Source organism: Candidatus Hecatella orcuttiae, from assembly GCF_002009985.1.
Taxonomy (GTDB): Archaea; Thermoproteota; Bathyarchaeia; order Hecatellales; family Hecatellaceae; genus Hecatella; species Hecatella orcuttiae.
Genome location: NZ_MTLX02000005.1, coordinates 1,251,797 through 1,267,205, shown reverse-complemented (window position 1 = coordinate 1,267,205; position 15,409 = coordinate 1,251,797). Strand labels below are relative to the sequence as shown.

Annotated in this window: 12 protein-coding genes; 8 read left to right on the top strand and 4 right to left on the bottom strand. The window is 52.5% G+C overall.

Going from position 1 to position 15,409, the window contains the following annotated elements; translation table 11 throughout:
- Window positions 1–240: 240 nt before the first annotated feature.
- The 6 genes from cysK (at window position 241) to preA (ending at window position 8,185) form a co-directional block, all read left to right on the top strand.
- Entirely contained in the window at window positions 241–1,296 is a 1,056-nt protein-coding gene (cysK, locus tag BWM17_RS09590; protein ID WP_309493709.1) for a cysteine synthase A, read from the top strand.
- Window positions 1,297–1,412: 116 nt separating this feature from the next.
- Window positions 1,413–2,795 (top strand): monomethylamine:corrinoid methyltransferase, encoded by a 1,383-nt coding sequence (locus BWM17_RS09585; protein ID WP_309493708.1) that lies wholly within the window; start codon window positions 1,413–1,415, stop codon window positions 2,793–2,795.
- Window positions 2,796–2,817: 22 nt separating this feature from the next.
- Window positions 2,818–4,200 carry a monomethylamine:corrinoid methyltransferase gene (locus BWM17_RS09580; RefSeq protein ID WP_309493707.1) on the top strand — a complete coding sequence of 461 codons (1,383 nt, stop codon included), beginning with the start codon at window positions 2,818–2,820 and terminating at the stop codon, window positions 4,198–4,200.
- A 90-nt stretch (window positions 4,201–4,290) separates the two neighbouring features.
- On the top strand, window positions 4,291–5,550 hold the full coding sequence (locus tag BWM17_RS09575) for a threonine synthase (protein WP_309493706.1): 1,260 nt from the start codon (window positions 4,291–4,293) through the stop codon (window positions 5,548–5,550).
- A gap of 98 nt (window positions 5,551–5,648) precedes the next feature.
- The gene (locus tag BWM17_RS09570; RefSeq protein ID WP_309493705.1) at window positions 5,649–6,977 is read left to right on the top strand and encodes an FAD-dependent oxidoreductase; all 1,329 of its coding nucleotides are present in this window, start codon (window positions 5,649–5,651) and stop codon (window positions 6,975–6,977) included.
- Window positions 6,977–8,185, top strand: coding sequence for an NAD-dependent dihydropyrimidine dehydrogenase subunit PreA (gene preA / locus BWM17_RS09565; RefSeq protein ID WP_309493704.1), 1,209 nt, complete (start codon window positions 6,977–6,979; stop codon window positions 8,183–8,185). The genes BWM17_RS09570 and preA overlap by 1 nt, the downstream gene beginning before the upstream one ends.
- Before the next feature lie 33 nt (window positions 8,186–8,218).
- Here preA and BWM17_RS09560 read toward each other — a convergent pair whose 3' ends face one another.
- Window positions 8,219–8,968 carry a ParB/RepB/Spo0J family partition protein gene (locus BWM17_RS09560; protein ID WP_309493703.1) on the bottom strand — a complete coding sequence of 250 codons (750 nt, stop codon included), beginning with the start codon at window positions 8,966–8,968 and terminating at the stop codon, window positions 8,219–8,221.
- A gap of 86 nt (window positions 8,969–9,054) precedes the next feature.
- Window positions 9,055–10,083, bottom strand: coding sequence for a carbamate kinase (locus BWM17_RS09555; RefSeq protein ID WP_309493702.1), 1,029 nt, complete (start codon window positions 10,081–10,083; stop codon window positions 9,055–9,057).
- Window positions 10,084–10,189: 106 nt separating this feature from the next.
- Here BWM17_RS09555 and hydA point away from each other — a divergent pair, with 106 nt between their 5' ends.
- Entirely contained in the window at window positions 10,190–11,593 is a 1,404-nt protein-coding gene (hydA, locus tag BWM17_RS09550; RefSeq protein ID WP_309493701.1) for a dihydropyrimidinase, read from the top strand.
- A gap of 87 nt (window positions 11,594–11,680) precedes the next feature.
- Here the strand turns inward: hydA and BWM17_RS09545 are convergent, their stop codons facing one another.
- A complete protein-coding gene (locus tag BWM17_RS09545) occupies window positions 11,681–12,709 on the bottom strand; it encodes a hypothetical protein (RefSeq protein ID WP_309493699.1) in 1,029 nt (342 codons plus the stop codon).
- A 13-nt stretch (window positions 12,710–12,722) separates the two neighbouring features.
- Window positions 12,723–13,766: an N-acetylornithine carbamoyltransferase gene (locus BWM17_RS09540; protein ID WP_309493698.1), complete on the bottom strand. Its 1,044-nt coding sequence runs from the start codon at window positions 13,764–13,766 to the stop codon at window positions 12,723–12,725.
- A 263-nt stretch (window positions 13,767–14,029) separates the two neighbouring features.
- On the opposite strand from BWM17_RS09540, the gene BWM17_RS09535 reads away from it, so the two are divergent.
- A complete protein-coding gene (locus tag BWM17_RS09535; RefSeq protein WP_309493697.1) occupies window positions 14,030–15,409 on the top strand; it encodes an amidohydrolase family protein in 1,380 nt (459 codons plus the stop codon).

The following is a 15,409-nucleotide window of genomic DNA, read 5'->3' as shown; positions in this document are numbered from 1 at the left end:
CAAATCCCCCACAAAAACAGCCCGACCCGTAGCCTTCTCCAAACCATCAAACCGAACAACACTCTTGTTGACGTAAGAGAATTCAGCCATAATTTTTTCACATTAAAGAACTGAGTTGATGGGGATTTAAGCTTTTTCAAAATAGAGCTGTCGAGGATGGTTTATTTTAAATTCTTTCTATGTGAAGGTTTATAGCTGTCCGTATGCGAATTAAAACTCTTAGCTAAGGCGGGATGAAGGTTGACGGAAAGAAAAATTCCTTGGGAGGCTAGAAAAAGTGCGGCTGACAGCATATTTCAGCTCATCGGCATGACGCCCATGTACAAGCTGAATCGCATCCGTCCAAAAGGGGGAAACGAAATCTTGGTTAAACTGGAATTCTTCAACCCAACCGGCAGTCTAAAGGACAGAATCTACTATGAAATGATCACCAAGGCCATCGAATCCGGCGAGCTGAAGCCGGGGATGGAAATCCTCGAAGCCTCAACGGGGAACGCAGGCATCTCCTGCGCCTTTGTGGGAGGGATGCTAGGCTATAAGGTCACTATCGTCATGCCTGAGGGAATGAGCCAGGAGCGAATGAAGATCATCCGCTCCTATGGAGCAAACATAATTCACACGCCCGGAGCTGAAAGCGACGTGGACCTGTGCCTAGAAAAAATAAGCGAATTGAAAAAAGAGCACCCTGGAAAATACTGGGTGCCGGAGCAGTTCAGCAACCCTGACAACGCCAACAGCCACTATAAGACGACGGGCCCGGAGATATGGGAGCAAACAGGAGGCCGAGTGGACTGTTTCGTCGCATCCCAAGGAACCGGGGGAACACTGACAGGGGTTGGCAGGTTTCTGAGGGAGAAAAACCCTCACGTAGCCTTGTATGCTGTGGAGCCCACGGAGGCTCCGCTGCTGTCGAAGCGACGGTGGGGCTCCCATGAGATAGAAGGCATCGGCGACGGCTTTGTCCCCCGCAACTTGGACCTCAGCTTGCTGAATGGGGTTGTAACTACCACTTCCGAGGAGGCCATAGAGATGGCGAAGAGGTTAGCAGTTGAGGAAGGTCTGTTCTGCGGAATTTCCTCCGGATGCAACATAGCCGCGGCGCTTAAGGTTGCAGACCGCCACCCTGAATTTAAAAGAATTGTTACCATGATCAACGACAACGGGCTGAGATATTTTTCAACCAAACTCTGCGGGGAAATGAAAGAGGTAGAGATCCCGGAGCGGGAACATCCCATGGACCCCTACACGGTGCGTGAGCTTGACAAGTATCAGAGCCGATGGGAAATCATCGAGTAGCCGGGATGCAGCATTAACCAGCTGGTCATCAGTTGCCATAAACTTTTTAAACAAACACGACAGCGATCCCCTTCAAGTCGATAAAGAATAACTTGTATGGGCGATAGTCTATGTCCATGTCGATTCCGCCCGGTATTCTGGAAGTCTTAGACCGCACGTGCACAGGCCCTGTTTGCACGGAGAGAGATTGGGATATCAAAGTCATAGGCGAAGGAGTTCTCCAGAAGCTCAAAGAACATGGGCTCAGCAAAACCTTTGATAAGGATAACCCCATCAACTGCGACGACGGTCTTGCGGATGATTTTTACAGAGCAGGCTTCGAATTCGCTGTTGAAACGGGAATGCTGTGCTCGGACACAGGCAGGGTAGTGAGGTTCACCGAAGAGGAGCTGAAGGAAGCCCTCAAGGACTCCCCCAGCGAGCTCACCTTGGGAGAGGGCTTGGATAGGTTCACCATGAGAGCCCGGAAGCCGGAAGACGAGAAGGTCCCCATCTACGCCTCCACGTTGGGAATAGGCATCTCCGAAGACCTTTGGGTTCCCCTCATGCTGGGCGTGGCGCAGTACAGGGTGATAGACATGCTGGAGGGGCCTACCTTGGAAACCGTGTACGGCAGGCCGATTATTTCTCGAACTCCCTACGAGACACTGGCGGGCTACCTGCAAGCCAAGATGCACCAAGAAGTAATTCGGAGAGCCGGCAGGCCGGGGATGGCTGCGGGAGCCGTGATCACCAGCCCCACCGAGTACGGGCAGTTCGGAGGATACGGTGTGGTCGGAGGATACAAGCCTACCGATGTGGCTATAGTGCTCTTCCCCTCGGAGTTGAAGACATCCTATTCATGTCTGCATAAGGTGGTCCACGCCATCAACTGCGGGGGAATCATCAGGACCGGTTCGTGGTCCATGATCGGAGGGTACTCCGGCTCCCCGGAAGGCTCCATCATCTCGGCCATAGCCATCTTCATCCTAGAGAGGCCTGTTCATCAGGCTGTTTACGGCGGCTGCGGAGCCTATGACCTCCGGTACTTTGGCAACTGCGGAAGAGAAGCCCTTTGGGCTAACAGCGTTGTTTTTCAAGCTTTAGGTCGAAACACTCACCTTCTGACTGAGGCTATTATCAACCAGGTGGCAGGCCCTTGCACTGAGATGCTTCTCTACGAGTCGGCGGTGGGCATGATGAGTATCTCCGTCTCCAGCGCCAGCATGGCCATAGGCCCGCGGTCGGCGGGGGGTAAGTACTCCAACTACATCAGCCCGCTGGAGGCTAAGTTTTGCGCTGAAGTTTTCAAGTCCTGCGCGGGGATGAAACGTAAGACCGCTAACGACATTGCTAAGGCCCTCCTCCCAAAATATGAAAATAGATTGTTCCACCCCCCCCTGGGGAAAAAGTTCACCGAATGCTTTGACCTCAAGACTTTGAAGCCTACAAAGGAGTGGCGGGAAATCTACGACAAGGTAAAGAGGGAAATCATAGACCTCGGAATCCCTGTAGAGTGAATAACTCCGTGTGAGGAAACTCATGTCTCATATTTACTTACCAATCCTCGACCGCGCCCACAACGGACCGTTCTGCACCGTTAAGGACTGGAACTTTAAAGTCATACCGGCTAAGATAGCGGAAAAACTGAGAGCCTACGGCATCCAAAAAGTCTACGACCCCGCCAACCTCGTCAACACCGACGGCGGCTTGGCTGATTCGTTTTGGCGGGCAGGATTCGACTTAGCGGTAGACGCGGGAATGCTATGCCAAGACACTGAGAGAGTGATAAAAGTAGACGAGGAGGAGCTGCGGGAAGCCGTCAGAACAGCGCCGAAAGAAGCCGTGTTGGGCGAAGGCTTAGACAGGGTGGTTATGAAGAGCAGGCAGCCCGGAGACGGTTATCCTCCGGTTTGGTGCGCACCCTTCGGCATAACGGTTTCCGAGGAACTGTTCATCCCCCTAACCCAAGGAATAGCGCAACATAGGGAAGTGGACATCATCGAAGGGCCTTCTCTTGAAACGGTGTTCGGCAAGCGTGTGCTGGCAGGGACGCCCTTCGAAACGCTGGCAGCCCGGCTTCAGGCACAGATGCACCAGGAAGCTGTTTGGAGAGCCGGCAGGCCGGGAATAGGGTTTCAGGCGGTCATAACCAGCCCCACAGCCTACGGACAGCTTGGAGGATACGGTATCCCAGGTGGCTACAGGCCGGGGAACTTGGCTTTAATTCTCTTCCCTCCTGAGCTTAAAACCACCTACCACGCCATGCATAAGGTGGTTCACACCCTCAACTGCGGAGGAATCATTCACGCGGGAACGTGGTCCATGATCGGGGGCTATGCGGGCGGGGCGGAAGGTGCCGCTGTAGCGTCCATCGCTTGCGCCTTGTTGAATTTGCTGGTCCACCGAAGCCTAACAGGCTACGTGGGATGCATGGACATCAGATACTCGGGTAACTGCGGCCGGGAGGGCATCTGGACGACCAGCATCGGCTGCCAGGCTCTTTCACGGAACACTCACATCCTAGTCATGTCGGGGCCTAATCAAGTGGCAGGCCCTTGCACTGAGATGCTTCTCTACGAGTCGGCGGTGAGCATGATATGCATCTCCGCCTCCGGAGCTAGCTACGCCGTCGGTCCCCGTTCAGCTGGAGGAAGGCTCACCAATTACGTGAGTCCCTTAGAGTGCAAATTCTGCGGAGAGGTGCTCAAAGGCTCCGCGGGCATGAAGCTGGGGGAAGCCAACGAGATCGCAAAAGTCTTCATCCCTCGATATGAAGCCAAACTGGCCGCTCCGCCCGATGGAAAGAGTTTCACCGAATGCTTTGACCTCAAGACTTTGAAGCCTACAAAGGAGTGGCGGGAAATCTACGACAAGGTGAAAAAAGAACTCGTTGATTTTGGAGTCCCGTTGAAGCCGCTGTAAACCCGGGAAAGGCAAGTGTCGGGTTAAGATTTAAGAGTGTTTCCTATTTTTTAACCCTCAACGTCAACTCAGGTTGAAGATGTGAAACAGATGGCCTTCGTTACCAGAATGAGATGCTCTGCCTGCGGGAGAGATTACTCTCCAGATGAAAAGGTTTACATGTGCCTGAAAAAAGACGGCGGCCGCCTTGACCTAGACTACGACTACTCCGCCATCGCTGAAAAAGTGAGCAAAAAGAACCTAGCCGAGCGGGCTCCCTTTCTATGGAAATATTTCGAATTTCTCCCCCTCAAAAGCGAAAAGAACGCCGTTACCTTGAACGAGGGAGGCAGTCCGCTTTTGAAGGCGGAGAGCCTCGGTGAAAAAATCGGTTTGAGAAACCTTTACCTGAAGGATGAAACAAGAAACCCCACAGGGTCTTTTAAAGACCGCTCGATGACGGTGGGCGTATCCAAGGCTGTGGAGTTCGGAGTCAGAACCGTGGCAACAGCCTCCAGTGGAAACGCGGCGGCTTCCTTGGCTGCGTATTCGGCTAAAGCAGGGTTGAAATGTTTCGCCTTCGTTTTAGAGTCCGCCTCCACGGCCAAAATCGCCCAGATCCGCCTCCACGGAACCCGGGTGGTGAAGGTAAAGCCTGCGGAGGAGGGAAAGGACCCTACCGTCCAAATGCTCCAGAAGGTTATTGAGGAGTACGGATGGTATCCCTGCCCCAGCTTCGGGCCTTTCAACCCATACCAAGTTGAGGGGCCGAAGACCATATCCTACGAGATAGCTGAGCAGTTAGGCTGGAAGCTGCCTGACTGGATAATAATCCCCGTAGGCTCAGCCTGCCTTTTTGCAGGAGTCTGGAAGGGGTTTAGAGACTTTAAAGAGATAGGTTTCATCGACTTCATGCCGAAACTGGCCGCCATTCAGTCCACAGGCTGCGCTCCTTTGGTGAAGGCTTTCAGGGAGAAAAAATCGCTCCGGGAGCTTGAACCATGGAAGAACCCCCGCACCGTAGCTGGAGGGTTGGCGGATGTTTTCCCATGGGATGCGGATGTGGCGTTGAATGTTCTGAAGAAGTCAGGCACGGCGGAGGAAGTTCCGGATGAGGATATACTCAAGGCTCAGAAACTTCTAGCCTCCCTAGAAGGAGTCTTCGCTGAACCTTCCGGAGTAGCCTCGCTGGCTGGGCTGATTAAACTTGCGGAGAAAGGCGTCATAGAAAAGGATGAAACTGTGGTGGCGCTCATCACAGGGAGTGGGCTGAAAGACCCTGAGGCTACGATGAAAATGGAAGGCGAAGTGCCCACCATCAAACCTGACATCGAGGAGTTTAAGAGAAAAATATTGAATGCAGAGCAGTGATTTCCGGAGGCTTCAACCCTCCGCTCCTAGAGATTAAATAATACAGGGGGAAATTTATTCCATGAACCAAACATCCATGCTGGAAGGGGGAAGATGGAGTGGGGAAGAAAATATCCCCGAAGCTTGAGAACAAGCCGGATGAGAGTTACTTTCATGAGGTCGAACCGGCAATGTCCATTGATGCCGCCTTACAGGAAGCCTCCCGGTGTTTCCAATGTTATGAGCCGCCCTGCCGAAAGAACTGCCCCGCGAACATCGATATTCCTGTTTTCATCCGGCGGATAAAGGAGCGAGACTTCGCTGGGGCGGCGCAGAAGATAAAAGAGGAAAACTTGTTCGGAGGCCTATGCGCCCGAGTATGCCCTGTGGACAGGCTGTGCGAAGGAGAATGCACCAGAAAGAAAATAGACAGTGCCATAAACATTCACTCCCTCCAACGTTTCGCCGCCGACTGGGAAGAGAAAAACTGGAAAAAAGAAGTCACCGTTCCCGAAGAACACCCTCAGAAAGTCGCCGTGGTGGGAGCTGGGCCGGCGGGTTTGGCTTGCGCCTTCGAACTCAGGAAGATGGGTTATAGAGTTACGGTTTTCGAGAAACAGAAAAAGGCTGGCGGTATTCCATCTTGGGGTATTCCCCCCTTCCGCGCTCCCCGAGAAATCGTTAAAAGTGAAGTAGACTTTGCAGTCAAAAGCGGGATAGACCTCCGATACGGCTCAGAGGTTGTTGACTTGGCTGCGTTGGAAGGTGAGTTTGATGCTGTGTTCTTAGGATGCGGCTTAGATGTTGACATAGAATATCCTCTCCAAGGCCCCCTGGAAGGTGTTTTCAGCGCAAGTCAGTTTCTGCGCATGGCAGATGAGGGTGCACTTGGGTTTCTGAAGAGTAAAAAAGTGGGTGTGGTAGGCGGCGGTGACGTTGCTTTCGACGTTGCCCGAACTGCTGTCAGACTCGGTGGAGAGTGCACGGTGATCTATCGGAGAACCTTCGCTGAGATGCCTGCGGAGCGGAGGATGGTTGAAGCTGCGATGGCTGAAGGTGTTAATTTTAAACTGCTCACAACCGTGGTGGAATTCCTCCCCACTGGAAAAGGAAACTACCGAGCGAAATGCCAAGTTATGAGGTTGGAGGAAGCTGACGAGTCTGGAAGGAGGAAACCTGTTCCAGTGGAAGGGGCAACCTACCACACGGAATTCGATTGTTTGGTTCTCGCTCTCGGGTCGAAACTTTCACCAGAATTCTATGTCCGCAACGGGATTGAATTAGACCGTTATGGCAAGGTGAAAGTAGACGATAACATGATGACAAGTCGAAAAGGCGTGTTCGCAGGCGGAGACCTAGTCAGCTACGACAACACCGTGGTGCGCGCTGTGGGTGACGGGAAAAAGGCTGCAAGGGCGATTGCAGCCTACCTTCGAGGTGAGAGCTGATGTACCGCTATAAAGATCTCTCGGTTGAGCTTTGCGGAATAAAATTCGAGAGCCCCTTCGTGCTCGCCGCCGGGCCTCCCACCGACGAATTGGACATGGTTCGGAGAGCATTCAAGCAGGGCTGGGCTGGAGCCGTGTTGAAGACAACCCACGTGGAAAGCGTGAAAGTGGACCTCGTATACCCCATGATGTCCTCCATCAACATGGAGGACCGGAGGATGGCTGGACTAGGCAACATCGACCTGATATCGCGTTACGGAATAGAGGAAGTAGAGAAACGTGTTGCCACGCTGAAAAAGGAGTTCCCAGAAAAAGTGGTAATGGCTTCCATCATGGGATCGAACAAGGAAGAGTGGCAAGAGCTTGTCCGACGTTTGGAAGAGGCCGGCGTGGACATGATCGAGTGCTCTTTCTCATGTCCTCAAGGATCGATGGGGCAGAGGCCTGGGGCTATGCTTGGACAGGATGGGGACGCCTCCAAAATGGTGACCCAGTGGGTGAAGTCCGCCGCCAAACGCGCCCCTGTGGTCATCAAGATCACTCCTCAGGTAGCGTTCATCGCGGAGATTGCGAAAAAGATCAAGGAAGGCGGCGCCGACGCTATCTGTGCATCCAACACGATACCCTCCCTCATGGGCATCGACTTGGATACGTTTGTTCCCTATCCCAATGTCCGAAACAAGTCCACCTACAGCGGCCTGTCAGGGCATTTCATCAAGCCTATCACCCTCAGAACCATTGCTGAGATAAAGAAGAACGTGGACATCCCGATAACCGGCACTGGAGGAGTGATGAGCTGGAGCGACGCTGTGGAGCTGATGCTGGTGGGAGCCACCACCGTGCAGCTGTGCACAGCGGTGATGCACCACGGCTACGGAATAATCGACGATCTCAAAGTTGGGCTATCCAACTACCTCGAGACTCACGGCTTTTCCTCTCCCATGGAGCTGGTGGGTAAGTCGCTTCCCTTCATCACCACCCACGAGCAGTTGAAGCGTACTCCTCTTGTCAAAGCTTTCATCGACGAAGAAAAATGCGTGGGATGTGGGCAATGTTATGTTGCCTGCAGAGACGGAGGCCATCAAGCCATCGAATTCGACGTTGAAAAACGGCTCCCCAAGGTGGATAAAGAAAAATGCGTGGGATGCGCTCTGTGCCCAACGGTGTGCCCTGTGGAAGGCTGCATCTTGATGAAGTATGTGGACTGATCGGAACTCTGAAACTTATGGATAACCGTCTACTCAGCCGAAGGCGTGTTTATACATCAAGTCCTTATCGTCTTCTCCAGGAATGTATTTGCAAGGGTAGTTGGAGCATTTTTTGCAGAGGCATCCCGCGGGCATTATCCTTTTGAGTTTCCGCGTTAAACGCTCAAGCTGCCGTACGGATAAACGCTTCTTCTGAACCAGCCTAGCCAGCTTCAGTTGAAGTTGAGGATCGTCGATGAGGGCAAGGCGTTCCAGATGGGAGGGGGTCAGAGGCGATGGGTGAACTCGCTTGTCCAGTTCTTTCCGGATTTTCGGATGCAGCTTGTACAGTAATCTTAACCTTTCGTAGACGTATTTGTCTGTTTTACCTATTTTCGCCGAAATCTCAGGGACAGTCCACCCTTTGGTCATCAGAAACTTATAGCTGCGGGCTTCAGCGATGGGGTTTACGTGAATGTTACGTTGAAGATTTTCAACGATGCTCATCAATAAGACTTCGTCATCAGGCACATCCTTGAGCACTGCGGGGATTTTCTCCCAGCCCAACTGTTTGCAGGCTTCAAGTCTGTGAAGGCCGAAGACAAGCTCGTAGCCGTTGGGCGAAGGCCTAACCATGATGGGTTGAAGCAGTCCGTTGGCCTTGATGGATTCAGCCAACTCTTTGACAGTCGACCCGTCTACGTCCCTCAAACTGAACTTGCTGGGTTTAATCTTATCCACAGGGATCTCTATATCTTTCCACAAGTTAGAAATAAATCGCTGGGATTCTACAGCGACATTCATACCGGTTTTAGCTTTTTCGTTTTATTTAAAGTTAGAGGGCCCTCAGCGGACCTAAAAAGAAGAACAGGCTCTTCAGATCAAAAAAATTATCTATAAAGGTGGGTGCCTACTCGGCCTTCTAAGGCTTCCGCTGCTTTGTGCAGGCTTGTTATGATAGCTCTCCGACCGCCGTTTTTGAGGAATCTTATGCAGGCGACAACCTTCGGGCCCATACTTCCAGCGAGGAAATGTCCCTCTGAAAGGTATTTTTCAGCCTCCCTCACAGATATTCTACGTATCGGCTTCTGGTTTTCTTTACCGAAATTTAACATAGCATATTCAACGTCGGACAGTATCAGAAAATCAGTCGCCTTGATGGCGGAGGCCATCTTTTCTCCAGCTTTGTCCTTGTCTATGACAGCGAAAACTCCTTCGAGGCGGCCTTGCTCGTTCATTATGACAGGTATCCCTCCGCCGCCAGATGCTATGACAATTATCCCCTGCTCAACCAGCAACCGGATGACCTCAGCCTCAACGTTCCTGATAGGTTCAGGCGACGGAACTACCCTCCTGAAAGGTCGAGGGGTCACGTTTGCAGGCTTAACCTGCTTTATCACCATACCCTTCATTTTTTTGTCCAGATATTTTTTGCCAGCGGGAGGGTTGATGACGTAGCCTTCCTCAGCTGCAAGCCGTTCCGCTTCTGCCTTTGTGAAAAAATTGCCTATTGGCTTGGAGGGGTCGAGGAAGTCAGGGTCGTCGCGGCTTACCAGTACTTGATTGACGATGGATATAACTTGCCTCCTTCCCAGCTTGCCGCCGGCTTCTCTGAGGCTGTTCTGCAATGTCTGCTGAAGCATGTAGCCTATTTGACCTTGCGTCATACCGTTGAGTACGTCTAGTGTTTGAGCTGGAATGGCGTCGCTGGCTTTTTCCTGCTGGAGAAGCAGATTCCCAACTTGGGGGCCGTTGCCGTGGGTTATGGCAAGCTCCATATCGGGGTCTTTTTCCAGAATTTTTACTATCTGCCTGCAGGTCGTCACTATGTTTCGAAACTGCTCCTCAGTTGTTCCTCTTTCGTCAGCTTGCTTTATGGCGTTGCCTCCGAGAGCTATCACAAGTCTTCTTGTGCTCATAAGGAAAATTTATGGGCAATCGGCTTTTAATATTTTCTAGGAAAGCATGAATAATATGAGGCTAAATAGGATTTTCACTCCGCTGACTGGTGAGGCGTAGAGAAACATGAAAGTGGATTTGATAATCGATGGGGGAACCGTGGTGACGGCCGCCGGTGTTATGAAGGTGGCTATAGCCGTGGAGGCTGGGAAAATTTCAGCTTTGGGAAGTAGGAGTGTTCTTCCAAAAGCTGAGAAAGTCATCCAGGCGGAAGGAAAAATAGTGATACCCGGGGGAATAGACCCCCATGTCCATTACGAATTGTACCAGAAAGGGGAAACTTCCCCGGAAACCTGGGATAAAGGCACGATCGCCGCGGCTATGGGGGGGACGACGATGGTGATAGACTTCGCCACCCAGCAGAAGGGTAAGCCCCTGACAGAAGCGGTAAAACAGAAACTTTCCAGGGCGGCTGAGCTATCAGCCGTAGACTACTCGGTGCATGGTACGCTTACGGATTTCACGGATCTCGACAAGATGCGGGCGGAGATGAAGGAGATGATCGACCGCGGGATCCCCTCCTTCAAAGAGTACATGTGCTACCGGGAGGAGGGATGGTATGCGGATGACTGGGCTCTTCTCGCAGTTTTTAAGGCTGCACAAGAGTACGGCGGGCTGGTTAAAGTCCACGCGGAAAACGTCTCCCTCATCGAAAACTGGCAGCAGGAATGTTTGAGGAAAGGTTGGGTGGAGGCTAAGTACCACGGTGTTGCGAAGCCGAATTTCGTTGAAGCGGAAGCCATTCAGAGAGCCTTGTCCTTGGCGGAATTCGCAGGGTCCAAGGTTTACATCGCCCACGTGTCAACTCGGGAAGGGGTTGAACTGGTCGGAAACACCAGAGGAAAAGGCCTGCCAGCCTACGCTGAGACTTGCCCTCACTATCTGACGCTTACCGAAGACCTCCTGGAAGCGCCTGACGGGTTCTACTACATCTGCAGTCCACCCCTCAGGAAAAGGGAAGACGTGGAGGAACTGTGGCGGGGATTGGCTGACGGCCGCATCTCTGTGGTGAGCTCGGACCATGCGGTGTTCACCTCTGAGCAGAAAAGCAAACATTCCGCTGTTTTCACAGAGGTCCCCAACGGTTTCCCAGGCGTTGAAATTCGAGTGCCTATTGTCTATTCTGAGGGAGTGGAGAAGAGGCGGCTTAGCCTATCACGGTTCGTCGAATTGGTAAGCGCAAACGCCGCCAAAGTTTACGGTGTTTATCCGAGGAAAGGAGTGTTAGCCCCCGGCTCCGACGCCGACATAGTCATCATCGACCCTAAGAAAGAGAAGACCCTCGACTGCGATAGCCTCCACATGGGCGCGGACTGGAGTGCGTATGAGGGATGGAAGGTTACAGGCTGGCCGACTACAACCATTTTGAGGGGGAAGATAATAGTCGATGGCGAAGACTATGTCGGAACTCCTGGAGAGGGAGAATTCGTCGAGAGAAAAATCGAGGACGCTTTCATAAAAACCGTCTGAAGGGCAGGCTGGCATCAACCTACAGCCGCAGCATTTTCCACACGTGTGGAATAAGGCTGTGGGAAGGGTTTATGGCCCCCGGGGAAACTACAGGTTTATTTCCTTGGCCATGGTCAGGGAAAGCACAGCCATCTTAGCGTAGAGGTTGTCCTCCGCCTGCTCGTAGATAACTGACTCCGGCCCGTCTAGGACGTCGTCGGAGGCCTCCTCCCCCCTGAACACGGGTAGCACATGGGTTACAACCGCCGGCTTCCCCATCAGGTCGTCGACGTGACGCTTCTCCAGCCTCCAATCCCTGTGCTTGTTGTGGATTTTAACCTCCTCCTCCATGCCGTAGCCGCTGAGGCCGGTTTTGAGAAGCCCTGAGGTAACCCAGCTTCGAGGGAACACGGCGTTGGCGCCCCGGAGGGCTTCCTCGAAATCGTGGGACACCTCCAAGCTGCCTCCGCTTTCCTCAGCGTTTTTCTTCGCAGCCGCCATTATCTTCGGGTCCAGTTCGAATTCCGGAGGGTGAGCTAGGGTTACGTCCATGCCGAACCTTGTCGCTATCAGAACCTCAGACTGGACGCTGCAGACTCCCCTCAGCCTGGAGGAGTAAGCCCATGTGACGGTGTATTTTTTCTTTGGAAGCCTTCCCAGCTTATTCCCCAGCGTCATGATGTCGCCTATGGCCTGCGTCGGATGGTAGGTGCAGCAGCCCATGTCGATCACAGGGACTCTCGCTACTTCAGCGAACTCTTTGACGACTCTCAATCCTTCCCCATACTTGAAGTCGATGACGTTGTCAAGTATTCTCACACCGATGCCGTCTCCGTAGCCGTCGTACATTTTGGCAACATCCTTCACAGCCTCCCCCGCTTTAATCCTCGTGGTGGATACGTCGATGTAGAGGTTATGCCCTCCCAGGAGCTCCATTCCCACCTCAAAGGCAGCCCTCGTCCGGGTGGAGGACGCGTAGAACACGGAGAAGAAGTTCTTTCTCTCCAAGATTTTGGGGAGAGGCTTTCCAGCTTTTCTCATGTCTTTGAATTTTTTCGCCAGCTCTATGGTCTCGGTCAGCTCGTCGATGCTCCAGTCTTGGGTTGTGATCAGGTCTCTTCCATACAGGCTTTTCATACCATCACCGCATTTAATCTCGTCTCATCAGCAGAACCATGATGGATTTTTGGACGTGAAGTCTGTTCTCCGCTTCATCCATCACCACGGAGTTAGGTCCGTCGATAACTTCGTCTGTTACCTCCATCCCTCTATCGGCTGGCAGACAGTGCATGTAGAGGACGTTTCTTTTGCAGAGGTCTATTTTTTCAGCCGTGGTTATCCAGTCTTTATGTCTGTTCATCAATTCTAAGGCCTTCTCCTCCTCCATCTTGCATGTCTTCGGAGGCATGAACTGAAGAGGCGCCCAAGATTTAGGGTAGACCACATCAGCCCCCTCGAAGGCCTGATTCATGTCGTAGTTGATCTCGAAACTTCCCCCACTCTCCTCAGCGTTTTTCCTCGCCCAGCTTACGACAGTGGGGTCAAGTTCAAGGCCTTTGGGATGCGCGAGGGTTACGTCGCCTCCAAATCTGGTGAAGTTCAGGATGCAGCTCTGCGGAACAGCCAGAGGTTTTATTCCCCCGGAGTACGCCCAGCTTACGACGATCTTCTTTCCTTCAAGGGTGCCAAGTTTTTCTTTTATGGTGAGGACGTCGGCTAAGCCTTGGCATGGGTGAAACATGTCGCATTCCATGTTGATCACGGGAATGTCCGCATACTTGGCGAACTCCCTCACAATCTGGTCGCCCATTCCATAGGTCCAGTTTACAGGTTTCCCGTAGATCCTGATGGCGATGGCGTCCCCGTATCTGCTCAGAACCCGGGCCACGTCGGATACTCTCTCCGTTTCGTAGGGGATTTCGCTTCCCGCGAGGGCAGGCCGGTAGACGGCTGTTGGGGAGAGAAATATTCCCTGCCCGCCCAGCTGGAATATGCCTGCTTCGAAGCTGTTTCTGGTCCTGAGGGAGAGGTTGTAAAACAGCATGAAGAGGGTGCGCCCCTCCAGTAGCTTGTGGGGGATTCTTTTCCTTCGTTTTTCCTTCAATTCTAAGGCCAGTTCTAGTGTTCTGTCTAATTCTTCCCTGCTCCACTCTTGGGTTGTGATCAAATCTTTAGCTTTGACAGAGGTCGACATTTAAACTCACCTTCCATATCCTTTGATTACCGGGGACTTTAAGTTTTTCTCCGAGGGAGGGCCTAGAACTGTAGTTGCTTTTGCTCCGTAAACCTTTCAGGCTGCTGTTCTCGGAGTCTATGCCCCTCCCAAACCGGAAAACATAAATAAAAGCCATATTGGCCTTTTGCGAATTTTTATCATAAGATATAAATTTTAGTGCACCTTTCCTAGGTAAACCAGCAACCTCTAAAAATAGAAGCTGTAAAACGAAGTGAACCCTCGTGGTCTTGCTGATAAAAAACGGGCTCCTAGTGACCATGGACGCTCAGCGGCGCATCTTGAGAGGAGAGGTTGTTGTCGACGGAGACAGGATCGTGGAAGTTGGAAAAGGAGACGCTGGAGGGGCCTATAAACCTGAGAAAGTTATCGACGCCCGCGGAAGCATCGTAATGCCCGGTCTGATCTGCGCTCACACACACCTATACGGTATGCTTCTCCGAGGGGCTAGTCTTAACATCGTTCCGCCCACCGACTTTTCCCAGATTCTGCAGAGAGTCTGGTGGCCGATGGATGAGGCGATGACCCGGGAGGACGCCTACGCCAGCGCTCTGGTCGGCTGCTTGGAGTTTTTGAAGACAGGAACCACCTGTTTCGCGGACACCTATTCGGGGCCGAACTCCGTGGACCTAAGCCTAGACCACATAGCGAAGGCTGTGAAAGAGGTGGGGATTCGGGGAATCTTAGCCTACGAAGTAACGGAGAGACACAGCTCCGAAGAAGGGGAAAGAGGCGTAGCGGAAAATGTGAGGTTCATAGAGAAAATTGCCAGAGGAGGAATGGACAAAGTCAAGGGTATGTTCAGCCTCCATGCCTCCTTCACGCTGTCTGATCAGCTGATGGAAAAAGTCCGCCGGCTTGCCGACAAGTACAGGGTGCCCTTGACTATTCATACATCAGAGGGGCTGGGGGACCTTTACCATAACATGGAAAGGTATGGAAAGAGAACGGTGGAGAGGCTTCACGACCTAGGCCTTCTCAAACCTGACGTAGTCTTAGCTCACTGCGTCCAGCTTAACGAGGATGAAATCGGCATCCTCAAGAAGACAGGGGCGAAGGTAGCCCATAACCCCATGAGCAACATGCTCAACGCCGTGGGAGTGGCGCCGGTTAAAGCCATGCTTCGGGAAGGAATAACCGTCGGGCTGGGAAACGACGGATACATCTTCGACGGGTTCGAGAACATAAGGGCGGCATTTCTCCTCCACAAGGTCCACCACCGGGACCCGAGGGTCATGGACCCGCAAACAGTCTTGGAGATGGCGACCGTCAAAGGAGCCGAAATGTACGGATTAGACCAAGAGCTCGGGTCCTTGGAGGCTGGGAAAAAGGCGGACATAATCGTGGTGAAGCCGGATGTTCTTCCAACACCACTAACACCGGAAAGCGTCCTCGGACACTTGGTGAACACCGTTGACGGGGACGATGTGCAGACGGTGATCGTTGACGGGGAGATTCTGATGGAAAACCGCCGGGTCTTGACAGTTGAGGAAGAGAAGGTGAACGCGGTTTCGCAGAAGGCAGCTGAAGAACTCTGGCGAAGGTTAAGTGCCATAAAACCCCATGTGGAATACCCGAAGCCGGCTGCTTCAGGAGGAGAGTAA

Bases quoted from the DNA above. Each gene is read 5' to 3' on its own strand.
- BWM17_RS09540 (WP_309493698.1), bottom strand. From the start codon at position 13,766: ATGTCGACCTCTGTCAAAGCTAAAGATTTGATCACAACCCAAGAGTGG.
- BWM17_RS09545 (WP_309493699.1), bottom strand. From the start codon at position 12,709: ATGAAAAGCCTGTATGGAAGAGACCTGATCACAACCCAAGACTGGAGC.
- preA (WP_309493704.1), top strand. From the start codon at position 6,977: ATGTACCGCTATAAAGATCTCTCGGTTGAGCTTTGCGGAATAAAATTC.
- BWM17_RS09555 (WP_309493702.1), bottom strand. From the start codon at position 10,083: ATGAGCACAAGAAGACTTGTGATAGCTCTCGGAGGCAACGCCATAAAG.
- hydA (WP_309493701.1), top strand. From the start codon at position 10,190: ATGAAAGTGGATTTGATAATCGATGGGGGAACCGTGGTGACGGCCGCC.
- BWM17_RS09560 (WP_309493703.1), bottom strand. From the start codon at position 8,968: ATGAATGTCGCTGTAGAATCCCAGCGATTTATTTCTAACTTGTGGAAA.
- BWM17_RS09585 (WP_309493708.1), top strand. From the start codon at position 1,413: ATGTCGATTCCGCCCGGTATTCTGGAAGTCTTAGACCGCACGTGCACA.
- BWM17_RS09580 (WP_309493707.1), top strand. From the start codon at position 2,818: ATGTCTCATATTTACTTACCAATCCTCGACCGCGCCCACAACGGACCG.
- BWM17_RS09575 (WP_309493706.1), top strand. From the start codon at position 4,291: ATGGCCTTCGTTACCAGAATGAGATGCTCTGCCTGCGGGAGAGATTAC.